At 46.3% G+C, this 26,291-nt stretch carries 20 protein-coding genes; 7 read left to right on the top strand and 13 right to left on the bottom strand.

All coding sequences use genetic code 11. The features are described 5' to 3' along the window. Positions 1–86 precede the first annotated feature (86 nt). Both JUB15_RS12080 and JUB15_RS12075 read left to right on the top strand, forming a co-directional pair. A complete protein-coding gene (locus JUB15_RS12080; RefSeq protein WP_207512741.1) occupies positions 87–1,349 on the top strand; it encodes an aspartate kinase in 1,263 nt (420 codons plus the stop codon). A gap of 162 nt (positions 1,350–1,511) precedes the next feature. Beyond that, on the top strand, positions 1,512–3,293 hold the full coding sequence (locus JUB15_RS12075; protein ID WP_207512740.1) for a MutS-related protein: 1,782 nt from the start codon (positions 1,512–1,514) through the stop codon (positions 3,291–3,293). A gap of 357 nt (positions 3,294–3,650) precedes the next feature. Here the strand turns inward: JUB15_RS12075 and dnaK are convergent, their stop codons facing one another. Then, positions 3,651–5,561, bottom strand: coding sequence for a molecular chaperone DnaK (gene dnaK / locus JUB15_RS12070; protein WP_207512739.1), 1,911 nt, complete (start codon positions 5,559–5,561; stop codon positions 3,651–3,653). Between the two features lie 507 nt (positions 5,562–6,068). Here dnaK and JUB15_RS12065 point away from each other — a divergent pair. Then, the gene (locus JUB15_RS12065; RefSeq protein ID WP_207512738.1) at positions 6,069–6,674 is read left to right on the top strand and encodes a hypothetical protein; all 606 of its coding nucleotides are present in this window, start codon (positions 6,069–6,071) and stop codon (positions 6,672–6,674) included. A 9-nt stretch (positions 6,675–6,683) separates the two neighbouring features. After that, complete coding sequence (locus JUB15_RS12060; protein WP_207512737.1) at positions 6,684–7,421, top strand: N-acetylmuramoyl-L-alanine amidase; 738 nt, start codon at positions 6,684–6,686, stop codon at positions 7,419–7,421. A gap of 164 nt (positions 7,422–7,585) precedes the next feature. On the opposite strand, the gene JUB15_RS12055 is transcribed toward JUB15_RS12060, so the two are convergent. Continuing rightward, the gene (locus JUB15_RS12055) at positions 7,586–8,134 is read right to left on the bottom strand and encodes a GtrA family protein (RefSeq protein ID WP_207512736.1); all 549 of its coding nucleotides are present in this window, start codon (positions 8,132–8,134) and stop codon (positions 7,586–7,588) included. 499 nt (positions 8,135–8,633) lie between these two features. Here JUB15_RS12055 and argS point away from each other — a divergent pair, with 499 nt between their 5' ends. Then, complete coding sequence (gene argS, locus JUB15_RS12050; protein ID WP_207512735.1) at positions 8,634–10,469, top strand: arginine--tRNA ligase; 1,836 nt, start codon at positions 8,634–8,636, stop codon at positions 10,467–10,469. Positions 10,470–10,635: 166 nt separating this feature from the next. Here the strand turns inward: argS and JUB15_RS12045 are convergent, their stop codons facing one another. Continuing rightward, entirely contained in the window at positions 10,636–11,664 is a 1,029-nt protein-coding gene (locus JUB15_RS12045) for a tetratricopeptide repeat protein (RefSeq protein ID WP_207512734.1), read from the bottom strand. Between the two features lie 32 nt (positions 11,665–11,696). Continuing rightward, positions 11,697–13,646, bottom strand: a complete 1,950-nt coding sequence (glgB, locus tag JUB15_RS12040; RefSeq protein ID WP_207512733.1) for a 1,4-alpha-glucan branching protein GlgB — start codon at positions 13,644–13,646, stop codon at positions 11,697–11,699. 189 nt (positions 13,647–13,835) lie between these two features. On the opposite strand from glgB, the gene JUB15_RS12035 reads away from it, so the two are divergent. Then, positions 13,836–16,628 carry a TonB-dependent receptor gene (locus tag JUB15_RS12035; RefSeq protein WP_207512732.1) on the top strand — a complete coding sequence of 931 codons (2,793 nt, stop codon included), beginning with the start codon at positions 13,836–13,838 and terminating at the stop codon, positions 16,626–16,628. A gap of 97 nt (positions 16,629–16,725) precedes the next feature. Then, a complete protein-coding gene (locus JUB15_RS12030) occupies positions 16,726–17,460 on the top strand; it encodes a GLPGLI family protein (protein WP_207512731.1) in 735 nt (244 codons plus the stop codon). Here the strand turns inward: JUB15_RS12030 and JUB15_RS12025 are convergent. From JUB15_RS12025 to JUB15_RS11985, 9 genes are all read right to left on the bottom strand, one after another. Next, on the bottom strand, positions 17,445–18,149 hold the full coding sequence (locus JUB15_RS12025; protein WP_207512730.1) for an ATP-dependent Clp protease proteolytic subunit: 705 nt from the start codon (positions 18,147–18,149) through the stop codon (positions 17,445–17,447). The genes JUB15_RS12030 and JUB15_RS12025 overlap by 16 nt on opposite strands. Before the next feature lie 152 nt (positions 18,150–18,301). Next, a complete protein-coding gene (locus JUB15_RS12020) occupies positions 18,302–18,580 on the bottom strand; it encodes a hypothetical protein (RefSeq protein WP_207512729.1) in 279 nt (92 codons plus the stop codon). A gap of 30 nt (positions 18,581–18,610) precedes the next feature. Beyond that, positions 18,611–19,051, bottom strand: coding sequence for an RNA polymerase sigma factor (locus JUB15_RS12015; protein ID WP_207512728.1), 441 nt, complete (start codon positions 19,049–19,051; stop codon positions 18,611–18,613). Positions 19,052–19,539: 488 nt separating this feature from the next. Then, positions 19,540–20,025, bottom strand: a complete 486-nt coding sequence (locus tag JUB15_RS12010; protein WP_207512727.1) for a hypothetical protein — start codon at positions 20,023–20,025, stop codon at positions 19,540–19,542. Positions 20,026–20,120: 95 nt separating this feature from the next. Beyond that, a complete protein-coding gene (locus tag JUB15_RS12005; RefSeq protein WP_207512726.1) occupies positions 20,121–20,834 on the bottom strand; it encodes a hypothetical protein in 714 nt (237 codons plus the stop codon). Positions 20,835–20,975: 141 nt separating this feature from the next. Continuing rightward, positions 20,976–22,457: an FAD-binding oxidoreductase gene (locus tag JUB15_RS12000; RefSeq protein WP_207512725.1), complete on the bottom strand. Its 1,482-nt coding sequence runs from the start codon at positions 22,455–22,457 to the stop codon at positions 20,976–20,978. 127 nt (positions 22,458–22,584) lie between these two features. Continuing rightward, positions 22,585–23,010: a cupin domain-containing protein gene (locus tag JUB15_RS11995; RefSeq protein ID WP_207512724.1), complete on the bottom strand. Its 426-nt coding sequence runs from the start codon at positions 23,008–23,010 to the stop codon at positions 22,585–22,587. A 152-nt stretch (positions 23,011–23,162) separates the two neighbouring features. Beyond that, complete coding sequence (locus JUB15_RS11990; protein WP_205511373.1) at positions 23,163–23,351, bottom strand: hypothetical protein; 189 nt, start codon at positions 23,349–23,351, stop codon at positions 23,163–23,165. Between the two features lie 169 nt (positions 23,352–23,520). Next, positions 23,521–26,280 carry a glycosyl hydrolase gene (locus JUB15_RS11985; RefSeq protein ID WP_207512723.1) on the bottom strand — a complete coding sequence of 920 codons (2,760 nt, stop codon included), beginning with the start codon at positions 26,278–26,280 and terminating at the stop codon, positions 23,521–23,523. Positions 26,281–26,291: the final 11 nt, after the last annotated feature.

The raw sequence follows: 26,291 nt of genomic DNA, 5'->3' as shown, positions 1-26,291 counted from the left end.
TCTCAAAATCCCGAAATCTCAAAATCTCAAAATCCCGAAATCAGTATTTTGCATCCTTATCGAAAAAGTTAACAATAATACCAACCATGAAAGTCTTCAAATTCGGCGGCGCTAGTGTAAACAGTACGGAAAGGATCCAGCAGGTAGGGGCTATACTAAAATCATACCACGGAGAGCAACTGCTAATAGTTATCTCAGCCATGGGTAAAACTACCAATGCACTTGAAAAAGTAGTGGAAGCGTTTTATGATAATAAAAAAGAAGAGGCGCTGCAATTGTTTGAAGCCATTAAACAAAGCCACCTTACCATGGCCAAGTACCTGCTCGTTAAAACATATAATAGTGCACTGGAGCAGCTGAGCAACTTTTTCACTGAGGTAGAATGGCTGCTGCACGACAAACCCGTACAGGGATTCGATTACTACTATGACCAGGTGGTGTGCATCGGTGAATTACTGTCAACCGTTATTGTAAGTGCTTACCTGAACGAAACAGGTTTTAACAATCACTGGATCGATGTACGGGATATCATCCGCACCGATGATAATTTCCGCGATGCGAATATCGACTGGTTCTATTCCCGCAATAAAGCGGAAAATGTGGTGTTGCCGCTGTTGAAAGAACACAATGTGATCGTAACCCAGGGTTTTATCGGTTCTACTGATGAAAATGAAAGCACCACGCTTGGGCGTGAAGGCAGTGATTATACGGCTGCTGTATTTGCAAATTTGCTCAACGCCGAAGGACAATATATCTGGAAAGATGTGGAAGGTGTGATGAATGCCGACCCCAAATTGTTCCCTGATGCTCAATTGATGCGTGAACTGAATTATGATGAAGTGATTGAAATGGCCTATTATGGCGCGCAGGTCATTCACCCCAAAACGATAAAACCGCTGCAGAATAAAGGCATTCCGCTGTATGTAAAATGTTTTCTCGATAAAGACCTGCCCGGTACCGTCATTCATAACAAACACCTTAAAGGATTGCCGCCGATCATAGTGTTGAAGGAGAACCAGGCTTTGATACAGCTGCATTCAAAGGATTTTTCGTTTGTAGGTGAAAAGCCGGTGGCCGATCTGTACCAGTTGCTTGCCGATACCAGGATCAAACCCAACCTGATGCAAACCGGCGCCGTTACCATACAGGTTTGCCTCGATAATCAACCCGAGAAAATGGAAAAGCTGGCCCTCGCTGCCGCCAGCATTTTTGAAGTGCAGGTTGAAAAAGGACTTACCCTGCTTACCATAAGGCATTATACCGAAGAACTGTTACAGAAAATGATCGCGGGTAAAACGGTTGAATTGATGCAGCAGACGCCTGATACGGTGCAGGTGGTTATGAAATAGTCGCCAGTTTCCGGTTCCCGGTTTCCGGGTAAAAAATTATAGGCAGCATGATCGACATTCAAGGCCCGGCAACTGGTAACTGGTAACCGGTTCCTAATTTAAATTTTTCGAAATCAAATTTTCTATAAAAAAACTTTGTCTCTGGCAAATTACGATTTCAATATGGCATCAACCATTGCTTTTTACGAAGAGAAGGTGCAGTTCTATACTGATGCATTGAGCCGGATAAAACCGGTCACCACCGCTATAGCTGCATTACGGCTTGCCTGTTTCGTGGTTTTTGCCTGGGCAATTTACCAGTGGATCGCAGGTAACAGCACTACCTGGATGGTCACCAGCCTGGTGATGGTGGTCGCTTTTGTCGTGCTCGTAAGGGTGGCCTGGCGTTTGAACGATCGCAAGGCCCTGTTGGAAAAATTACTTTTCATAAATACCAATGAGCTGGCGGTATTACGCCATCAGCCCAACCAGTTCCATGATGGCGCTTCGTTTCTGTCAAACGACACTATTTCGGGTGACCTTGACATTTTCGGCCCCGCTTCTTTATATCATTTGTTGAACCGCACCACTACCTGGCATGGTTCGCGGCAGCTGGCGGCACTGTTACAACAACCTTTGCTTGAAAAGCATGCCATTGAACAACAGCAACAGGCGGTACAGCTGTTACAACCGCAACGGGAGCTGCGGCAATTATTGACGGCGCACGGGTTGCTCAACCAGGAGAAGGAAGGCAACCTGCATAATATTGCCGACTGGTTACAACGGCCGGCTATCATTCATGGTAAAATCCAGATAAATGTGCTGCGCCTGCTGACGCCGGTATACAGTAGCATTTTCCTGATCGTATACCTGTTCACGGGCAGTTATTTGCTGCTCATCCCGGTTGTATTTCTCAATTGGATCATTATAAGCATGTATGCGAAGCGGATTCATGAGCAGCACAATTTGCTGGGTAAAAAGCAGTCGATCCTCGAGCAATATGCGAGTATCCTGTCGTTGTTCAGTAAGGTGGAAACCGGTAACGCGGCTTTGCTGGAAAAAGAAAAGAACATGGCAACGGCAGCGCATGGATCTGTAAAAAAATTATCGCGCCTGGCAGCCATGTTCGATCAGCGGCTGAACCTGGTCATCAATATTTTTATGAACAGCTTTTTCATGTACGATATCCAGTGCCTGTGGGCATTGGAAAGCTGGAAGAAGGAGCATAAAGATGATTTTGGCGATTGGATCCATTGTGTAGGCATGATCGAAAGCCTGAACTCACTGGCCTGTTTTGCGTTCAATTATCCGCAGTACAAGTATCCCATGGTGAATAACAGCGGCGTGTCTGTAGCTGCTACCCAACTGGCCCATCCCCTCATAGCAGCCGAAGAACGCGTTGCGAACGACTGTACATTCGGCATTGATGAAAAGCTGGTATTGCTCACCGGTTCCAATATGTCGGGAAAGACCACCTTCCTGCGTACACTGGGAGTGAATTTCATTTTGGCGCAGTGTGGCGCGCCGGTATGCGCTGCTGCATTCGCGTTTACGCCCATGGTCATTCGCAGCTCTATCAGGGTAAGTGATTCCCTGCAGGAACATACCTCCTATTTCATGGCAGAACTGAAAAGGCTGCAGCAGATCATTCATTACCTGCAACAGCAAACTGTGCCCGTGCTCATTCTTATCGATGAAATCCTGCGCGGCACCAATTCAGAAGATAAAACCCATGGCTCTGAACAATTCATCAGGAAATTGTTACAATATAATTGTCTTACCTTATTTGCCACGCACGATCTCGCGCTCAGCCGGCTCGAAGAAGAGCTGAAGGGTAAAGTGAATAATTATTGTTTTGAAAGTATCATCCGCGATGGAGAATTGCTGTTCGATTATACGCTGCAGCGCGGTGTGGCCAAGAACCGCAATGCGTCTTTTTTAATGGAAAAGATGGAAATAATATAGTGTGATAGATTATCACAGCTTGCAGCGGCTTTTGTAAACATCATCACATCATCACAACTTTTCCCGCTCTGCGGGATTATCACATTATCACATTAGCAGGTTCCTATGACGAAAATTCATTAAATTTGGTAAAAGCATGCATTATGGATCTGCCAATAAAAAAGGAACTACATGAACTTATTGACAAGTGTGATAACCAGTCAATTCTTGAACAGATAAAGGCTATACTGGAATCGGACAAAGTGGTTGATTGGTGGGATGAATTATATGATGGAGATAGAAAACCGGGAAGAGATTAAAAATCCCCTCCCGGTAAACCGAAAGGGGATTTTCGTCTTTTATGTAATCTCCATCCTCTTATTTCACTTCTTCGTACTCGGCATCGGTTACATTTTCACCGCCACCGTTATTTCCGCCTTGCTGCTGGCCACCGGCTTGTTGTTGGCCTCCGCCGGCTTGTGCGCCTTGCGTAGCTTTATACAACTCTTCGCTGGCTGCCGTCCAGGCAGTGTTCATTTCAGCTGTAGCTGCATCAATAGCAGTTACATCCTGTGATTTGTGCGCTTCTTTTAATTTGCTCAACGCAGATTCAATGGGCGCTTTTTTATCGGCCGGGATCTTGTCGCCGTATTCCTTCAATTGTTTTTCGGTTTGGAAGATCAGGCTATCGGCCTGGTTGATCTTATCAACCTTTTCGCGGGCAGCCTTGTCTGTAGCTTCGTTGGCCCTGGCTTCGGCTTTCATTTTTTCGATCTCGTCTTTGCTCAGCCCGCTACCGGCTTCGATCCGGATCTTCTGTTCTTTACCTGTGCCTTTGTCTTTGGCCAGCACATGCAGGATACCATTGGCGTCGATATCAAAGGTCACTTCGATCTGCGGAACGCCGCGGGGCGCCGGTGGAATATCAGTGAGCTGGAAGCGACCGAGGCTCTTGTTCTGGTTGGCCATCGGACGTTCACCCTGCAGTACATGGATCTCAACGCCGGGCTGGTTATCGCTGGCAGTAGAGAATACTTCTGATTTCTTGGTAGGAATGGTGGTATTGGCTTCGATCAAACGGGTCATTACTCCACCCATGGTTTCAATACCCAGGCTCAGCGGTGTTACGTCGAGCAACAGTACATCTTTCACTTCACCGGTAAGTACGGCGCCCTGAATAGCAGCACCAACGGCTACCACTTCATCCGGATTCACCCCCTTGTTGGGTTTCTTGCCGAAGAATTTCTCAACGATCTCCTGTACTTTCGGAATACGGGTGCTACCACCTACCAGGATCACTTCATCAATTTGTGAAGTAGACAGACCGGCATCTTTCAGCGCCTGTTCGCAAGGACGCAGGCAACGCTCGAATAAACTATCAGATAATTGTTCAAATTTGCTGCGGCTCAGCTTTTTAACAAGGTGCTTGGGCACTCCGTCAACAGCTGTGATATAGGGCAGGTTGATCTCTGTTTCGGTAGAAGAAGACAGCTCGACCTTGGCTTTTTCAGCAGCTTCTTTCAACCGCTGTAAGGCCATCGGGTCTTTGCGCAGATCAACATTTTCGTCGTTTTTGAATTCGTTGGCCAGCCAGTCCATGATCACCTTATCGAAGTCGTCACCACCCAGGTGGGTATCACCATTGGTTGATTTTACTTCGAAAACGCCATCGCCCAGCTCCAGTACAGAAATATCGAATGTACCACCACCGAGGTCAAATACGGCGATCTTCTGATCATGTTTGCCTTTATCAAGACCATAAGCCAGGGCGGCTGCCGTAGGCTCGTTCACGATACGGCGTACATTCAAACCGGCGATCTCACCGGCTTCTTTGGTAGCCTGACGTTGTGCGTCATTGAAATAAGCCGGAACGGTAATTACGGCCTCATTAACTTCCTGACCCAGATAATCTTCAGCCGTTTTCTTCATTTTCTGAAGGATCATGGCTGATAATTCCTGGGGTGTATATAAACGGCCGTCTATGTCAATACGTACCGTATTATTGTCACCTTTTGCGACTTTGTAGCTCCAGTGGCTGATCTCTTCTGTCACTTCATCGAACCGGCGGCCCATGAAACGCTTAACGCTCATGATGGTATTGTGCGGATTGGTGATGGCCTGGCGTTTGGCCGGGTCGCCCACTTTACGTTCGCCGTTTTTCAGAAAAGCCACTACAGACGGGGTGGTACGGCGTCCCTCATCATTGGCAATTACCACCGGCTCATTTCCTTCCATTACTGCAACGCAGCTATTGGTGGTACCGAGGTCAATTCCTATTATCTTTCCCATATATGCTGAATTTAATGTTCCCTTATGGTTATCAATGATTATGCCGTGGCCAGGAAGGGTGCAAAAATGTCAGTTCTATTGGCAGAGACACGTCATGAAAATGTGATAATTCGATGATTTGATATGTGATAATGCTCCGATGCGGCAGTCTTATTGTTCGAATTCTTACTTTGTGGCATCCATCGACCGAAATCCCGTATGTGATACCCGGGCTCTTGCGCGGGCATTCACCATTCCTGTGTTTCCTCATCATACTATTGCATTATTAAATTAGCTAATTTGATTGCCTGTATTTCATTATCGAATTAAATTATCACATTGGTAACTGTTACAAACCGTAAGCAAAGTGCAGGAATAATGTGCGTTTTTAAAATCCGGCATTCCCTTTGAAAGTAAAGGGATTGTCTTAATAACGTCCCTTAAAAATTACTCCTTATGGTTTTTCAGTTCTGGGCCCTATTTGCAATTCTGACTGCTGCCGTAGTTGTGTGTGACCGAAAGTTCAACATGCTGCGCGATCTAAGCAAAGCCAGTCCCCGCCCCTTCAGCTGGTCACGTGTACAGCTGGCCTGGTGGTCGGTGATCATTCTAACAGCTTTTACGACCATTATTTTACAAACCGGTCATGCTCCCAATTTGCATACTTCTACCCTCGTGCTGCTGGGCATCAGCGCCGGAACTACCACCGCCGCCCGCGTTATTGACCTGGCCGATCAACAGGATCCGCTGGTCTTCCGCCACCAGGATATCAAGACCAGCAATTTTTTTCTCGACATCCTTTCTGATCAGAACGGCGTAAGCATTCAACGGTTCCAGGCGGTTATATTCAATGCTGTATTTGGGATCTGGTTCATTGCATCGGTGCTGGGCAACCTGGGCGATCCCGGTTTTTGCCTCTCCGATTTCGCAAAAGGTGATCCCAACCTGGCGCAATGCCTGCTGCATTCAACCGATTTTTTAATTCCAATTGTCAGCGATAATAATCTGATCCTGCTTGGATTAAGCTCGGCTACTTATGCCGCTCTGAAGATCACCGAAAACAAAGGAACTGCTTCCGAAACCTTATCTGAAAAAGTGGTGGATGAAGCCTTGAATACACCTGCACAGGGTTAAAACATTACTATGAACATCACATCTGTTTTAAGTCCCAATTTTACCCAGGGAAGAAGGACCTATCGCCCCGAGGCCATTGTCATTCATATTATGGACGGTACATTAGCCGGTACCGACAGCTGGTTCCGCAGCCCGTTATCGCAGGTTTCGGCACATTATGGCATCGGAAAAAATGGCGAAGTACACCAGTACGTGGAGGAAACCGATACGGCCTGGCATGCCGGCCGCATTCATGACCCCACCTGGCCCCTGATCAAAAAAACATCTGACGGGATGTTCATCAACCCCAATTACTATACGATCGGGGTAGAACACGAAGGCAATGAACTGAGCGACTGGACCGACTCCATGTATGCCACCAGCGCCGAGCTGATCAGGAAAATGTGTCAGCGCTGGAGCATTCCCGCCGACCGGCTACATATTATCGGGCATCATGAAATATATTCTTTAAAGAATTGCCCGGGTTTTAAAGTAGATCTGGATAAGCTGATCGCCCTGGTGAATGGCAGTGTGCAGGTGGTGAACGGACAGATCAGTAAAACGGAAAAATTTGGCAAGGTAACTACGCTTACCCGCCTGAACCTGCGCGCCGGTCCCGGTAAAGTGTATAAGATCACTAATATGGTGAATGCCGGCATTCAGCTGGCCTATGATGGATTTACCATGCAGGGTGAATCGGTGAATGGAAATGGAAAATGGTATTATACCGAAGAAGGCAACTGGTTCTGGTCGGGCGGCGTGAAATAATGTGATGATCCCGCAGAGCGGGACAAGTTGTGATGATGTGATAATCCCGCAGAGCGGGGCAAGTTGTGATAATATGAAGATGGATACCTGAAAGGTAGCGTGAATATATTATATATCCCGACCAGGGCAAGTGGGTTGTCAACTTTTCGAATTGTCCAATTGTGTTAGCTGATCAGTTCGTCCACTTCCTTCTTCGCCTCAGTGGCTGATTGAACAGGTTGAACTGGCGTTTCTGCCGCTGGTTCTATCTTAAACGTGAAATTCTTCTGCGTAATAAAACTGAACGCCACAACAATGATCGTGGTTAATATTTTTGATAACGTGGGGTACAATCCGCACTGCTCAACAAACAGCTTGATGAAAATATAGTTCAGCGCAATGCAGCTGATCACCAGCAAAGAATAGCGGAACAACTGAATGCGGCCGCGCAGGGTTGAACCGGGAAACACGATCGTGCGGCTCATGTAAAAACCCAAAGGAAACGTAATGGAAAAGGAAACCAGGAAAGCTGCGATATACGGACTGATCGTGATGCCGATCGGCGTATGCACGAGCTGTTTTCTAAAGAGGAAATTATAACTGAGAGCGTACAGCGTTATATCCAATAATGTATTACCGCCACCACACGCTGCATACCGGAAAGTTTGCAAGGGCATAAACCGGCGAAAAATAGGATAAAATAAGTTTATTACGGCATTGATCAGCTTCTTCACATACGGTATTTTATACCTTACAAAGGTAATTGAATATCAATAAATACCGGCGCGGTTATCCAGATCGTTCATATTTTCTCCAAATTCAACTGTTCTTCCGGGTTTTACTACCCGAATTTTGCCAAAATAGCGCATACATGACAGGTTTAACTTCAATTTCATTGATCTGAATCAATAAAATTTAACAATAGTTTTTAAGTTTCCTAAAATCATACATATTTGAGCCAGTTTAACCCCTAAACAACAGATCAGGAGCTGCCCTTACCGGGTGGCTCTTTGAGTTTTCAACCGCTAGTCAAGGGACGTTTACACCCATGATAGCTTTTCTACAGGCCAGACGGTAATTAAGAAACACTGGCGGAATTGCAGCAAACTGGTAGCCTGATGGTGGGGATATTGCCTACACCATTCCATTACCATTTCCTTACAACTGCTATTATTATGTTTCAGCATCAAGCGTTCCGCTTTTATATTATTTTTGCAGCTTCAAAATCAACGCATGGCAATAGTTCCCGTTATTCAGTCGGCAGTTAGCGCACAGATCAACCATTTGTACCAGGTAGATATTCAACCGGCTGATATCACCGTAAATGAGACCAAACCAGAATTCGAGGGCGATTATACCGTCGTTCTCTTTGCCCTGCTGAAGACCCTGAAAAAACAACCTGAAGCGCTTGGGAATGAGCTTGGCCAGGCGCTGGTGGCTCAAAATACCGGCCTTTTTAGCGGTTTTAATGTGATCAAAGGATTTTTAAACCTCTCCGTGACCGACAGCTGGTGGCTGCAATTTCTCAAAGATCAGTTCAATGAGCCCGATTATGGCCGGCAGCCACGCAATGGCAAGCGGGTAATGGTGGAGTATTCTTCGCCCAATACCAACAAGCCCCTGCACCTGGGCCATTTAAGAAATAATTTCCTGGGCTGGAGTGTGGCCGAGATCTATAAAGCCAATGGGTATGAAGTGGTGAAAACCTGCATTGCCAACGACCGTGGCATTCACATCTGCAAAAGCATGATCGCGTGGCAGCTTTTCGGCAACGGCGCTACGCCCGAAAGCACCGGCATCAAAGGCGACCACCTTGTGGGCGATTATTATGTACTGTTTGGCACTGAGATGAAAAAGCAGTTAGAGCCTATAAAGGCCAAAAAACTGGCAGAACTGATAGCGGCCGGCAAAACAGAAGAAGAAGCAAATAAACTGATAAATAATAAACAACTAAAAGAAGAACTGGAAAAAGAAACGCCCATCATGAAAGCCGCCCAACAGATGCTGGTTGACTGGGAAGCCGGCAAACCCGATGTGGTGGAACTGTGGCGTACCATGAACAGCTGGGTGTATAAGGGTTTTGATGAAACGTATAAACGCATCGGCAGCGATTTTGATAAAGTGTACTATGAAAGCGAGACTTACCTTCTTGGAAAAAATCTGGTGGAAGCGGGTCTCGAGAGAAAAGTATTCTTCCGGAAAGACGATGGCAGCGTGTGGGTTGATCTTACCAAAGACGGCCTCGATGAAAAGATCGTACAGCGGCGCGATGGCACTGCTGTATACATCACCCAGGACATTGGACTGGCAGAAGTAAAACAGAACGAATTCAACTGCGACCTCAGTATCTATGTGGTGGGCGATGAACAGAATTATCACTTCAAAGTATTAAAACTCATTTGTCAAAAACTGGGACTTCAGGCGGCCGATGGTATTTTCCATTTGAGCTATGGTATGGTGGAACTGCCAACCGGTAAAATGAAAACCCGTGAAGGTACTGTTGTAGATGCAGATGACATACTTGATGAAATGTTCCGGGAAGCAGAACGTAAAACCCGCCAGCAGGGCAAAACGGAAGGGTTGACCGAATCTGCGTTAAAAGATCTATATGACGTCATTGGAACCGGTGGATTGAAATTCTTCCTGTTACGGGTCGACCCGCAAAAGCGGATGATCTTTAATCCGGAAGAATCGATAGATCTGCATGGTTTTACAGCCACTTTTGTTCAGTACGCATACGCTCGTACACAATCGGTTCTGCGGCAGGAAAAACCAACCGGCGGCAATGTTGGCACAGATCTGTTGCCGCTCGAAAAAGAGTTGATCCTCACATTGGAAAGATATACTGATATCCTGCAACAGGCAGGTAGTGAGATGAACCCAAGTGTAATTGCGAATTATGTGTTCCTGATCGCAAAAACATTCAATGCATTGTGGAATGCACATAGTTTTCTAAAGGCTGAATCTGCCGCAAAGAAAGAACTGCGTTTGCAGCTGACCCAAATGTGTGCCCATGTAATTAAATCAGGGATGGCGCTGTTGGGCATCAGGGTGCCGGAGCGGATGTAGAGTGCTTGAAGTCAGACGTCGGAAGTCTGAATAGAACTAAACTTCGCAACTCGCTTCTATAACAAAAGATAAAAAATTGAAAAGGTGAGCTTCGCATCTAAAAGCGAGCTCACCTTTTTATTATTTCAGGCTTCTGACTTCTGACCTCCGACCTCAGATTTCGGTACTAAATCCCGCCCGGCATTTTCTTTTCCTCTTTCAGCTTTTTCAAAGAAGGGTCCATTTCAATGGCTCTGTCGCACAACTGTTGTCCTTTCTCCTTCTCTCCTTTTTTCTGATATGATAAGCCGATCATGTATAAGGAACTGGCGTTTTGTTTATCGATCGCCAGGATCTTATCCCAGTAGCTGATCGCATCGTCATACTTACCGGTCTGGTAATAAGCATCGGCAATATTGTATAACAATTCCTGGTCCTGCGGTTTGCGTACCAGTACTTCCTGTAACAGGGCCAGTCCTTTTTCGTAGTTCTTTGTATTCAGATAAGCATTGGCGAGGTTCTCGATAAAATCGTTGCTGCGCGTATACCCTTTGGCGGCAGCCCGCTCGAACCAGTAAATGGCTTTTTTATCATCAGGAATGGCGTAGTAAACAAGCCCGGCTTCATACATCCAGCCGGCTTTGGAGCTGTCGCGCTCAATGGCCTGTTCAAAACAACCGGCTGCTTTTTTGTAATTGCTCATTTCTACGAGGCTGCGCCCCGCAATGTAGGGCGTTTCGGCACGTTTGGGATCATCTTTAAAAGCCAGTTCGCAGTATTTCAGGCATTCGCCGTAATTCTGCTGTTCATAATAACTTCTGGCAATGATATAATTAGCGGAATTGCCGATCCGGGCTTCCTGCATTTTTTTGGCGTACACAATGGCGTCATTCCACTGGCGGGTATTTAAAGAGATGTTAGCCAGGTTTTCAAGCACCTCAGGGTTTTTACTGTCGGCTGCATAGGCCGCCTTGTATTTTTCGCGGGCTTCCATGTAACGTCGCTGTTCCTGTAACGATTGGGCCCAGCTGGTAAGTACTTTGGCATCGGTGGGCGAGAATGACGCAGCTTTCGCGAAATTCTTTTCTGCTTCCCGAAAGCGGCGGGCTTCTTTTTCGGCCGTTCCTTTTTTGAAATAAAAATCGGTGCTGTCGGTTTGCGCAAAAGTAATGTTGGACACCAGTCCCAACATTAAAACGATTTTAATGTTTTTCATAGATATCGCGTTTTCTTTACGTCAGATTTCAATTACTTCAATACTATAGCTCCCAACGGCGGCAGATGCACATTTATTTCATACATATTATTATTTTTATCTAAAAGTGTTGTTGAGATGTGCGGATTGAACACATCTCCGGTTCCCCAATAACGTTTGTCGTCTGAATTAAAGATCTCGCGCCATTCCGATTTACCATATGTATACACTTTCCAGTCGTACCGGATAACCGGTGTGAGATTCAGGATCACCAGCAGATCATTGGCAGGGTCCTTTCCTTTACGGCGGTAAGCCACTACACATTCGGCGGGATGATTCAGGTCAACCCATTCAAACCCATAAATATTGAACTGATTTTCATACATCGCCGGTTCATTGCGCAATAAAAAGTTGAGGTCGCGTACACAATCTTTCAGCAGGCGGTGCGAATCATGTTGCAGCAGGTGCCATTGCAATTCGCTTTTATAATTCCACTCATTGGTATCACCGAACTCGTTGCCCATGAATAAGAGTTTTCCGCCGGGATGCGTAAACATATATGTGTACAGGGTGCGCAGGTTGGCAAATTTCTGCCAGTCATCGCCCGGCATTTTATAGATCATCGGGCTTTTGCCATGCACCACCTCATCATGACTTAAGGGTAACAAAAAGTTTTCGTCATAATAATACATCATGCTGAAAGAAAACTTGTTCTGATAGTGCCGGCGGTGAATAGGATCCATTTTAAAATAATCCAGGGTGTCGTGCATCCAGCCCATCATCCACTTCATTCCAAAGCCAAGCCCGTTCTGCCAGGTAGGGCGTGAAACGCCCGGCCAGTCGGTGGCTTCTTCGGCAATGGTTTGCACATCATGAAAATCGCGGTAAAGGGTCTCATTCAGATCCTTGATAAAATTGATGGCTTCAATATTGCCATCACCGCCGTATTCATTGGGCTCCCACTGACCATGGGTACGCGAATAATTCAATTTCAGCATGGAGCTTACCGCATCAACGCGGATGCCGTCGATATGGAATTTATCGAACCAGAAGCGGGCGCTGCTGATGAGAAAAGATTTCACTTCTCCCCTCCTATAGTTGAACACATAGCTGTTCCAGTCGGGATGGAACCCTTTGCGCATATCGGCGTATTCGTAGGTGTTAGTGCCATCGAACATGAACAGGCCATGTGCATCGTATGGGAAATGACTGGGCACCCAGTCGAGGATAACGCCGATGCCTGCCTCATGGAAAGCATTTATCAGCTCCATAAAACTTTGCGGATCGCCAAACCGGGAGGTGGGCGCAAAATAACCGGTTCCCTGGTAACCCCAGCTGCCATCAAAAGGGTGCTCCATCACGGGCATGAACTCCACATGGGTAAAACCCATTTCCTTCACATAGGGCACCAGCAGCTCGCGGAGCTGGTCATACGTATTATATGTTTCCTCATCATATTTATTAGGCCGCATCCAGCTGGCCAGGTGTACTTCATAAATACTGCAGGGGCAGTTGAGCGAATTGTGGTGGCGGCGATCGCTCATCCATTCACTGTCTTTCCAGGTATAGTCCAGGTTCCAGGTAATGGAGGCGGTATTGGGGCGTTTTTCCCAGAAATTGGCGTATGGGTCACCTTTGTCGGTCTTTCTACCCTGATAGCCGTTGATATGATATTTATACGCTTCTCCCTTGGGCAGATCGGGAATGAAGCCTTCCCAGATCCCGGATTTATCGAGCCGAACAAACAGCGGATGGCTGCCCGGGTTCCAGTCATTAAAATTACCGATCACGGAAACATAGGTAGCATTAGGTGCCCATACGGCAAAGTAATACCCCCTTCTTCCCAACACCTCAATTTCGTGTGAGCCAAACAGGTTGTACAGGCGGTAATGCGTGCCCTGCTGAAAATTGCGGATGTCGTCTTCTGAAAAAGAAGAATAGTTCCAAACCGGTTTTGTACTGTCTACAAAATGGATCTCTTCATATTTTTTTGTAATGTTCATGTGCCTTGCTGTTTGTTTTGGGCCGTTCGTGATAACTATCGGGTTGCTTTAACGATTAATTAAGATACAGAATGGTTAATTACCAATTTCATTACAGAATTTCGTTTAATCCAGAAAGGCATACAGGGACTCATACCTTAAACATATTAACCTGATATGGCTATATGCCTGTGTCCTGTAACAACTGCCATGAAGAAAACAGCCGCCCTGCTCGTTGTTTTGTTCCTCCTTTCCTTTCCTGTATTTTCCCAGGATGCTGCTATTAAAGGTACAGTAATTGACACTTTGGAAAAAAGAAACCTTTCCAATACCGTGATCGCCTTATTGCGGCCAGCTGATTCAGTCCTCGTATCTTTTACGCGCAGCAATAAGGATGGTAACTTTTCTATGCAAAAGTTATCCCCGGGTAAATTCATAGTCATGATCACCCGCCCCGCCTATGCCGATTATTTCGATCGCATTGATCTTGCGCCTGGTGCCACCGTTGATCTGGGCAAGGTTTCACTGATCCTGAAAAGCCAGTTACTGCAGGAAGTTGTGGTACAACACAAACTCGGCGCTATCCGTATCAAAGGCGATACCACGGAATACATTGCCGATAGTTTTAAGCTGAGCGCCGGTGCCACCGTTGAAGATCTGTTGAAAAAATTACCCGGTATACAGGTAGATAAGGATGGAAAGATCACCGCCCAGGGCGAAACGGTGCAGAAAGTGCTGGTAGATGGCGAAGAGTTCTTCAGCGACGATCCCACGATCGCTACCCGGGGATTAACAGCCGATGCGGTGGAGAAAGTGCAATCATTTGACAAAAAAAGTGATCAGGCCGAATTTACCGGCATCGATGATGGTGAGAAAACCAAGACGATTAACCTGCAACTGAAAGAAGACAAAAAGAAAGGTTATTTCGGCAAGCTGGAAGCCGGGGCCGATGGCGACCGTTACTGGAACAATAACCTCATGTTTAATGCCTTTAAAGGAAAACGGAAGCTTTCTGCCTTTGGTATCATGTCGAATACCGGTAAAACGGGGCTCGACTGGCAGGAAGGGATGAATTACGGGTCCAATAACATGGAAATGGGTGATGATGGCGCCGGGGGCACGTATGTATATATTGACGGCGGTGACGATGAATTTGGTTCAGGCAATTATTGGGGCGAAGGATTGCCAAAAGGCTGGAACGCCGGCCTGCATTATTCGAATAAATGGAATGCCGATAAGATCCATTTGAACAGCGGTTACCAGTACAATAAACTGAATACCGAAGCCCAGGGAAATACGCTCAGCCAGTATATTCTGCCCGACTCCACCAATTTGTATGTGAATGAATCGGGCAATAGTTACCGCAGCCGCGACAGGAACCGGCTCAATGGTTTGTATGAACTCAAGATAGATTCTATGTCGAGCGTAAAAATAACCGCACAGGGATCTATCGGGAATAATTACAGCCAGAGCAAGTACCACCAGGAATCATTGAACGACAATTACGACACCCTGAGCATCATTGACCGGGTAAGCACAGTTGACGCCAATAACAAAAACTTTAATGCGACGCTGTTATGGCGGCAGAAGTTCAGGAAGACCGGAAGAACACTGTCTTTATCGGGCAGGCAGAACTATACCGAGAATACTTCCCGCGGCATATTCGCCTCTGAAAACTATTTCTTCGAGAACGGAATGCTGGACAGCCTGAAGGTGCTGGATCAGCAAAAGCTCACCGATAATATAACGTCGGCGATCAATTCGCGCGTTAGCTATACCGAACCATTGAGTAAACGCGCTTTGCTCGAATTCAACTATAGTATCGATAACAATCACCGGCAATCGCGCATTACCACACTCGAGAAAAGAGATCCCAACCTGAAAGAGTATGAGCAGTATATTGATTCGTTAAGCAATGAATACAGTTTTAATGTGCTTACCCAGTCGGGCGGCATCAATTACCGGTATGCCAGGCCTAAAAAGATCACGTTTTCGTTCGGGATGAATATCTCCAACGCCGTTTATACGCGGAAGGACCTGAAAGGCGGTTCGGCCATCGATTACAGCTTTACCAATTTCTTTCCGCAGGCGAGCCTTGTGTGGACAATGGGCCGTAATGGCAACCTGCGCTTTAATTATAACGGCAGCACCCAGGCACCATCGATCGACCAGATACAACCCATCAGGGATATCACCGATCAGTTAAACATTCGGGTAGGTAACCCTGACCTGGAACAGGCTTTCCGGCACAATTTCAGTCTGTCGTACAATAGCTATAAATTTCTTTCTGAACGCAGTATTTATGGGAATGTAAATTTTACGGCTGTTCAAAATGATTTCAGTTCGTTGAACATACTCGACCTTTCAACCGGGCGCAAAATTATTCAACCGGTGAATGTGGATGGTAATTACCGCATGAACGGTTGGATTGGTTATTGGAAGAAGATCAAGAGCCTGGGCATCCGCACCGGTTTCAATGGACGTTTCAACGTGAATCACAATACCAATTTTATAGGTGATCAGCAAAATGAGAACGATAGCTATACATTCGGCGGCGGACCCCGGATATCCTATCAAAAAGAAAAGAGATTTGAACTCTGGTTAAGCACCGGCTTCTATCGCAATATTTCAAAGACTTCTTTACGCAGCGACCTGGTAACCCGGTACTGGACGCAGGAACATGATATAGATCTGCTGGTGTTCCTGCCCTGGAAATTCGAGCTCGGTACAAACTGCAATTTTAGTATCCGCCAAAGGACCAGTACATTCGACCGGAATAATAATGCGATCCGGTGGAATGCGCGGCTCGACCGCAAGCTGTTCAAGAACGATGTGGCCCGCTTACGGTTCTCTGCCAACGATATCCTGAACCAGAACATCGGTTTCAACCGGAATATCAACAGCAACTTTATTTCAGAAAGAACATACGATACGATAAAGCGGTACTTTATGTTGACATTCATCTGGAACTTCAGCAAAAATGGAAAACCGGCGCAATGGTAACTAAAAACAAGTTTTTAAGTTCATAAGTTATTAAGTTCATAAGTTTTTGAGTTGAAGATCAGTCGCGAGCCTGAATAACTGAATAACATATACAATAATGAGAACATTCATATATATCATAACATTGTTACTTCCTGCAACTGTGTTTGCGCAGCAACAACAATTCATAACCCAGGGAAGGATCGAGTATGAACGCAAGACCAACCAGCATGCCTTTATGGAGGAAGGAAGTGTGTGGGACGAAGCGGCCAAAAAGACCATGCCGAAATTCGTTACCTATTATTACGACCTCACGTTCAAGGGCGATCGTACGCTGTTTAAAACCGGGCGCGATCCGGAAGTGAAACAAATGAAATTCTGGGGTTTGTTTGAATCGGATAATACGATTGCTACCCTGTTAGACAGCAATAGCTCCGTTACCCAAAGGACCATCTTCAGCGATATGTACCTGGTGAGCGATTCGCTGCGCCAGGTAAATTGGAAAATTACCACAGAGATCAGGAAGATCGCGGGTTTCGACTGCCGCAAAGCAGTGGGCCGGGTAATGGATTCGGTGGTCGTCATCGCTTTTTATACCGACGAGATAACAACTTCCGGCGGACCGGAATCCTTTAACGGATTACCAGGTATGATCCTGGGACTGGCCATACCGCGTTTACATACCACCTGGTATGCCACAAAACTGCAAATGATCGAAGTAGCGGATAAAGACCTGCTGGCGCCTAAAAAAGGAAAGAAAATGACCGGTGAAAGTTACCGGTCAGAAATAAAAAAAGTGTTGAAGCAATGGGGCGAAGAGGGTGCCAGGCGGCTGTTTCAATTTTTGCTGTGAGCTGTTTCGCCCAACACTTCATCGATCATGCCGAAGGCTTTGGCTTCTTCTGCTTTCATCCAGTGATCGCGGTCAGATGCATCGTGCACTTTTTGATACGGCTGGCCGCTGTGTTTGGCAATGATGGAATATAACTCCAGCTGCAGCTTTTTTATTTCATTCACGGTGATCTCGATATCTGATGCATTGCCCTGGATACCACCTGATGGTTGATGGATCATCACCCGCGCATGTTTCAATGCCGCGCGTTTACCGGTGGCACCTGCACATAACAATACCGCACTCATAGATAAAGCCGTGCCTGTGCAAATGGTTGCCACATCGGGCGTAATGTATTGCATGGTATCATAAATGCCAAGTCCGGCATATACCGATCCGCCGGGTGAATTGATATATAACTGAATGTCGCGTTTGGCGTCGGCCGATTGCAGGAACAGCAATTGTGCCTGAATGATATTGGCGATCTTGTCGTCAACGGCATCACCCAGGAATATAATGCGGTCCATCATAAGGCGGGAGAATACATCCATCTGCGCTACATTCAATTGCCTTTCCTCTGTAATGTAAGGCGTCATCGCCATTGGAATGAACCGGTTCTGCATGCGTGTTATAAAGCCGTCTACATGCTGGCTGCCAATGCGATGGTGGTGTATAGCATAGGCACGAAAATCCTGTTGAATGTTATTCATAATTAATGTTTGTATATAAATGTCGTGATTGCGGTACAGGTTGCAGGTTACGAGGTAACCGGTCCCCGGTTACCAGTTACCGGGAATAAATCGATGCATTTTGATAATTGGCGGGTATATTAAATTGTAAACCCTGGCAACCGGCTTTCCTTTTAAAGCTTCGGGGGACAAAATAAGTTCAGTATTTTCCTTCGGAATGAGATGTGTTCCGGTTCTGTGAACAGTTGTTGATGCACCGATTCAATTTCGGCTTTTAACTGGCGGCGGCTGTACTGGCGAATGATCGCATGCGTTTTCTGCTGCCATATAAGCGCTTCCCGCAAAGCTGGCTGCAGGATCAGCCGGGCTTCAAAAAGGCCGCGGTCAGCTTCGCCGGCATATTTTAAAAGATAATCGTCCAGCTGTTTTATTTCATTTAAGGAAGTCCTCATACGTCAACGATTTTTCTTTTACAAGATCTCTTACTTTTTCGAGGCATTTATATTTCTGAACAGTGGCCGAGCGCTCACTGGAAAAGCCGAACCGGTTGGCAATTTTACGCATCGACAGTTTGTCGTAATAAAAAGCCGCAGCAATTCCATGCACTTTTTACCGGAGCTTTGCAACAGATCGATCAATGTGTCGGCAGGCCCGATGCCGGTATCTTCTTCCATGGCTATACCGGTCATCGATTCGTCAAGGGCTACATCGTGCGGTTGTTTAAACTGCTTCGCCCACAGGTGTTTTACAATGCCCAGGATATAGGACCGTTCGCTATGCGACAGTCTTAGATCTGATGTTATGATCTTTTCATAATATATAACCAGCGCATCCTGAAAAATATCTTTGGCTTGCTCAAACGAGCCACCCCTGTCGCGCACATATTTTGCCACCAGCGGAAAAGCCTGTTGATACAGCTGCATAAACAGCGTTTTCCGGTCAGCGGCAATAGGTTCTGTCAACATCGATTGAAACATAGGCAAACGCTTTATAAGTAAGTGCCGGTTTTATGACGAATATCACCCAGAATATACAAATTTATTTTCAGAGAAATGTGCCTGTCACGAAAAGTAAATGAAAGATCGGGCATAGCAAACCCGCCTGGATATGGAAATTAAATGTAGCTTAGCGAACCGAAATTTTTGTCCTTTCCGGTTTATTGATCCGCATCAGTTTTTATTAATCCACCTGTAATTGTTAATCTAAGCGCCCGCATACATAATCGCAGCCGCTCATTCCCTTCGGAATAGTATACATATTTTTATAAATGACCATCAGGGCAGCCTTGATTACAAGCAAAAGAAGAATGGATCCTGATTAAGGGGCGCGCCAGCGTCCCTTTTTTACTTCTCTAAGTTGAGACAAGCAGTTGCATTTTTATAGTGGTTGAAAGGATTCACGTGTATTCAACTCATGCGCGCTTCTTCATTTCTTCCTTTAACAACCGTTCTATTTCATTTCGTAACCGGGTAAAATATTTTGGGAAGGTGAATGCCGTTAGTGCATACGCAGTGCCTGAAAATACAGCAAAGATGAAAAGTGCAAATAGAAAAATGGCCCAGTTAAAAGTTCCGAGGACAGAGAACGTAAGGCAGATCAATGCTGCAAAAATGCCCGTTTTTATCAGGAGCCGCGATATGTCTGCCTGGAAAGATACGAGGTACTCTTTTTCGGTTTCTTCTATCGTAATTTTACCAGTAAGAAAGTTTGAGAACTTATTAGTGAGCTTGTTTTGAAAAAAGTTATAGGGATTGTTTAAAAAGTATAGGGTATTGTATTCCCTCGAAATATTGCTGATCTCCTGGTACTCCAGTTCCTGCGTGTAAATGTCAATAAGCAATGGTATGCTAACGTCTGGGTTCTGTGCTTTGCTGAAAGTTGTGGTTGTTTTGAACATACGGCCTGGTTTTGTCTTTTTATAAGACTAAAAAACTCATGCCCGTGTTCGCCGCCCTTTCAAATTTAGCTTTTTGTTTGCCTTTTAAACCCGTGTTATTGTTTTGCCGTAGCATCCATTTTCAAATAGTCATTGACCTGTTTCCCAATTTCATTGATCGTTAATAGTACTGCTTCGGTTTGTACCCGGTTCCTGGCTTCGGTAACGTCCAGTTCTTCTTTCTTTTTGGCTGCCAGGAAATCGCGCGTAACAATAGTTGAAAAAGGCACCAGTCCCGTTCTTACATCCATAATGATAAGCTGCGTGGTGGCATAAGCCTTGATATTCGGACTTTTAAAACTCCGGTATTTAGTGTAAATATCACTATTGATAACATAGGCCACCACGATATCGGCCTGCATACGAACGGCCGATTCCCGGATAGAAGTAAGCGATTGCGGCGATTTAGACACCAGCAGATCAGGAATGGCCATCATTTTGACCACCCTGGGTGATTGTTTGAATTTCGCGGTAAAAGAATCGAGGAAAGCCTGCTGGGTTCTTAAGTAGGCCTCATCGCCCCAGGAATACCAATAATATCGTCTTTGCGTGCCCTCGAGTTTGAGAATGGCTACCCGCAATTGTTGCGGCATTCTATAAGTGCCATCGAGGATCTTTTGAATATTTTCTTCCGAAATAGTTGATGATTTGTCGGCGAACAGGGATTCGGTAATGGGCGGACCGCCACCTTCTTCCCTCGAAAGATAACCAGAAGGGCCGCAGGATGACATACAGATTGCAAGGATAAGTATTGCCAGGATGTTTTTCATGATCTAAGGGTTTGGCGTGTAAAATATAAAAACGTACAGGTAATTCAAAGCGGCGAAAAAAAATGGTTTATAATTAACGCCAAAGCCCTCCATGATGCGGAGGGCTTTGACATTAGGTCATACATATTTCAGGCAAATTCATTAAGCCGGTTGTATTGACAAGGCATGATGAAATATATTCAGCGGGTCCCATTTGGTTTTTACCTGCTGCAGGCGGGCGTAATTTTCTTTGTAATAAAAGGTAAACCAGGGAACACCCGATTGGTTCCACTGCACATCGGTGAGGTCTGTGTCAGGATGGTTGATCATGCAGCCATCGGTCTGCTCATTGGGCACAGGTACACCGCCGGTACCAGGAAAAAGGTCCTTATAAAAATTACGAACCCAATACAGGCTGGGTGCTGCCCCTTCAGGACTTAACCAACCGGTATTACAGGCAACATCCATTATACTGTCACGTTGAGGCGATGCAGTAGCATCGGGCGACAGGGAATTCACTTTGCCGCCGTAGGTTGCCATTGCTAACATACCGCCAATCGGTACTTCCGCATTCAGGTATTTCCAGGCAGTTGCTATTTGACCGTCGGTGAAAGGCTGCCGGAAAAAGGCGTCCTTTCCTTTCATATGTACTTTGTCGAATCCCGTTTGAAATAATTCAGGAAAGGGGTTCAATGCAAACTGTAACCATGCACTTATTTCAATCTGTTGGGTATAGGGTAAACCAACCGGACCGGCGATGTCGGCCAGGTGTTCGGTTATGAGATGGGTGGCTTCGGGTCCCGTAGCCAGTCCTTTTATTTGTATACTGCCCACGTTGCGGTGATTTAAAAAGATCAGGCTGAATAAGGGTGTAAAATGAGAACCGGGGCCGCTGTTCTCTAATGCCCAGTCGCCGAAATTTTTCACCAGGTGCGTGAACGACGCTTCGTCAAAATGCTTCCAATCCCACGACACGCGAAAGGTGGTAACAGATGCCGGGGCTTTTGGCAGGGCAGTCGCCGGATCGGATCCTGCAGCATCGGGCGACCGCAGCCAGTAGCGCGTTACGATGCCAAAATTGCCACCGCCACCACCGGTATGCGCCCACCATAACTCACGGTTGCGGTCATCTGATTCGCGGGTGGCAACAACGCTATGGGCCTTGCCGGATGCATCGACCGATACCATTTCTACGCCATACAGATGATCTGCCGCCAATCCGTATTCGCGGCAAAGAAAACCAAAAGCGCCGCCCAGGATATGTCCGCCAACACCTATGCCGGGATACTCTCCCGCCGGAAGCAGCACGCCCCAGCCCAGGAACAGCCGGCGGTACAACTCCCCTACTGTGGCGCCGGCTTCCACGGCAAAGGCTGATTTTTCTGTATCGAAATAGATGTTGGTCATAAGCGACATATCGATCAGCACCTGCACCGTGGGGTCTGCCACAAAACCTTCCAGGCAATGTCCGCCGCTGCGTACTACGGGCCGTCGTTTACTGTTCACGGCATCCTGTACGGCTTCTATTACTTCGTTGGTAGATGCAGGCAGAAAAATGTACTCAGGCTTTCCTGTGTAGCGTTTGTTAAATCTTTTTTCTGCCAGATCGGTATAACGTATGTCGTCGGGTGTGATCTTTTCCATCCGATAAATTTATAAAAATTGAGGATGCATTGGGCGGGAAATAAAAAAGCCTGCTCATGAAATGGCAGACGGTAAATCTTGAAAATTAAGTATGTTGTTTTTGGGGATGTCTGTTTTTAATGAATGGCTACCACCCTTTTGCTTTAACCAACTGTAGTATTGGCTTCCCTTTTTCTACAATGTACGTGGCAAGTTCAGCGCCCTTGTTTTTACCGGCATTTCTGGCGCTATGTGGCGTTCCGGCGGGAATGAATAATACGTCGCCGGCCTTAAGGGTTACCGGTGGCTTGTCGCCCACCTGGTATTCCAGCAAGCCTTCGGTCACATAAATGACCTCTTCGCCAGGATGTGTATGTTTGGGAAATGTTACGCCCGGCGCCAGTTCTACATGTACCTGTAAAACTTCACGACCCGGTACACTGAGATCATCGCGCTGTAATTCGGTGCGTTTAACGCCCAGCTGTTGTTGTGCGGTGGCTGCGTGGATGATAATAAATGATGCCAGAATAAGCGCAGTGACGGTGCCGATGATGATGCTTCCTGTATTTTTCATTTCTGTACTTTTAAAATTTATGCTAATACTGTAAAAGTACAGGCGGCAGTAACCTATCACCAACAACAATGCGGCGGGTTAGTCTAAACTGTAGTTGGCACAGGCAATATTAACCCTGAAATTGTCAGGTAGATCTATCCTGGGCGCTACTTTTATGACAGATGTATAGGCGGAACATTCCGCAGCGAGCCGCCTGCCATTTTCTTGGCATTGGCTTCCTGTAGATCAATGGCAGGTTGTATCATTGTCCTGAACCTTTCTACTATTTCTGCCTGAGTTAGTTGCGCCGCTAACTCCTTTGAAAATACCAGTACTTCAACGTAGTTGTTTATGTCTTTCATGCTATATAAACATCTAAAACAAAACAAAGTTTAAAAGATGTTCCGGCGCCATTGCGTACGTCTTTTCAGTTTTCAAAACATTAACAGACGCTAACATATTTTTAACAATTGGGTTAAAAAGGCTACCAGTTTTCTCCTGGAAGCTGTTACAAAAACTTCTACAAGTATTTTATTGCAGTGGAACTAACTTCACTGATCCGCCCAGGCCGGATGGCTGCACTTTCCAGGTGCTGGCGTCAAAATTCTTATAATTGATATTTACAAAGTTTATCTCATGGTAATTACGCCACACTTCGCCCTTGCGATCCATATCGCGGATGCGATTGGCCATGAGGTTATTAACTTCAATGCTTATGGTATTCTTGCCTGCTTTTAAATACCTGCCCAGCCGCATTTCATAGGGCAGACTCCAGATCAGTCCGGCATCCTTGCCATTGATGATGATGCGGGCTGATTCATATAATTTATCCAGCTGTAGTAAATAGTCCGCTGCTTTGTTCTTGATGGTAAATGTGGTGGTGTACACGCCGGTGCCTGAAAAGGACTGCGTGGCCGAATCGCTGGTGAGACCTGTCCAGGGTTGAACCGCATTCAATTGTCTGGCTGCTGGCAATTGCGGACCGCCCGCCTTAAACTCCAGCGTCCAGCGGTTGTTTTGTAAATCGATGGAAGCGCCTGCGGGTGTCAGATATTTATACGCGGGCGCCTGCTCCGCTTTGCTGCTTAGCTTTACGATCACTGACTCACCTGATCTCAGCTGCAATCTCAGGGCCGTTCCATTCGCTTTTTGCGTATGAGGCAGCAGGTGGATGTCTCCATTCAACGGATCCATTCGCAGCACGGCCCTGGCGGGCGCCTGTAAGGTCAGCGTTTCATCAATGTCCTTGGCAGTATTATTCACAATGAAATAATATTTTCCTTCGGCTGTTTGTCTGCGGATAAATTTCAAATTACCGGCTGCCATTGGTTCAGGCGCCACTTTCAAATAGTTCAATGCGCTGGTTACATTGCCTACGATCAGTTTTCCTTTACCAACCGAAACGATCTGCGGCTGCGGTTTTGTCTCTGCCATTTTTAGTGCAGTAATCAATGCTTTCAGTTCCTGTCTTCGTTTTTCCAGGTCATGGTAGCCGGGTACATCTTTGGGGAATTGTTCTATAATTACGGCCGCGCCTTCTTTTGCCAGTCGCAGGATATTACTGAAAGTAGTTACGGGCATTTTTTCGCAGGCAGGAACCAGCAATACTTTGTGTTTGGCGCCTTTGTCATGTACGCTGATGATGCCATTTTTGGTACCGGCCTGCGCCAGCATTCTGTCGGAAGCAAAATCAAGCGAGTAACCGGCTTTTTGTAAGCTCACCACCTGCTTATAAAAGTTGGTAGGATGCAGCCATTCATCAACGTCATGCACTTTCAACGGCATATCCATACCTTTTGCATGGTGCCAGGCATCGTATACCGGCCAGTACAGCAGGATCTCATTATCGGGTTCACCTGCCTGCAATACGGCCTGGCAGCGCGCGATATAATCATTCAAACCTTTTAAATGCGGCCATAAGCTGTTGTTGGGCACAAAATTCACCGATGCATAAAATAACCAGCCGGGCCATTTTGCATCGTCAGGGCTGTATGTGGTGCCATGGTAAAATACATGATTGATGCCCGAGAGAAAAACCTGGTCTACTTCGGGCTTACACTGGCTCCACGATGTTTTGAAATGTTCGGTGAGCCAGGTAAACGTTTCGCAGCTCGTTAATGGTTTGCCGTATGCATGCGCTGCAGAAGACGCAAACTTCAACATATTGGGATCGGGGTCTACATTGCGAATATCGCCGCTGTCTCTTCTTAGGCCACGGATGGGAAAATAACTGCTGCCAAAGGTTTCTGTTTCGGGAATATCGAAGGCGCCATACAGATCGAGCAGGTTACCTGGTGAACCATGCGCCTGGTTTACCGATAGTGTATTGCGATTGTTGGTCCATTTGGTAAAGACGTTGGAGAAATTTTCGCGCATGAGGTCTGACAGCGTTTCGCGGTAATCTGATTTCAACCGGGCAGTGGCATCATTCGTGGAATCAGCGGCCAGGAACTGGTTGATATGAAGCCGCAGGTCATACCCACGGCGTTTCAAGAACTCATTAAAAAAATCGGGTGTCCAATCGGCGTTATACACTTCATAGCTGTCATTAAAAAAAGCCTTTACGCCATGCGATGAATTGCCGAAGGCGGTATCGAAGATCTTAAAGTAATTGGCTGTTGCCGCCGTAGAGAAATGATCGATGGTGTATCCTTCCCCGCCAGGCGCAGCTCTTTTTACCGCCTGCCTGGTTTTACCGGTGAACAGGGCATACAGTTGCAGTTCTTCGGAAGTATTGTATTGTAAGGTGCCGCTGGCATCTACTTTATTGGTTAGATCGATGGCTTTACCAGCTTTGTTAAAACCCATGAGGGCGCTCAATGTGGCAAAGCCCTGCTGCTTTGGATCTTTTATGCTGATCTTCTCTGCCAATGGCGTATTAGCCTTCAGTTCATATTGCTGTACAAATAATTTTGACGCAGCGTCCTGGATAGTAACGTGTGTACCGCCAATAGGCCAGCCGGACCCTACCGAAATATACACGCCCATGTTCAATGCATTCGATTGTTGAACGGTATGGTCGAGCATTTTCATCCATTGCGGCGACAGGTATTTTACGTACCGGTTTTCATATCCTTTGGCGCCATAGATGGGAACGATCTCTACGCCGCCAAAACCGATCCTGTTCATTTGTTGTAAGGAGGAACTGCTGTTCTTTTCATCAACAGCGCTGCCCATCCACCACCATCGTGTCCAGGGTTTGGTTTGCTGGTTAATTGCAGGCCATTTTGTTTGTGCGGGAAGGACGTTTGTGAGTAGCATCACATAACAGGCAACAAGCGTTTTCTTCATCCTGCTAATTT

This window comes from Longitalea luteola (assembly GCF_017356035.1).
In the GTDB taxonomy this organism is placed as follows: domain Bacteria; phylum Bacteroidota; class Bacteroidia; order Chitinophagales; family Chitinophagaceae; genus Niastella; species Niastella luteola.
The sequence above is the reverse complement of the archived record's forward strand: the minus strand, read 5'-3'. Positions and strand labels throughout refer to the sequence as shown.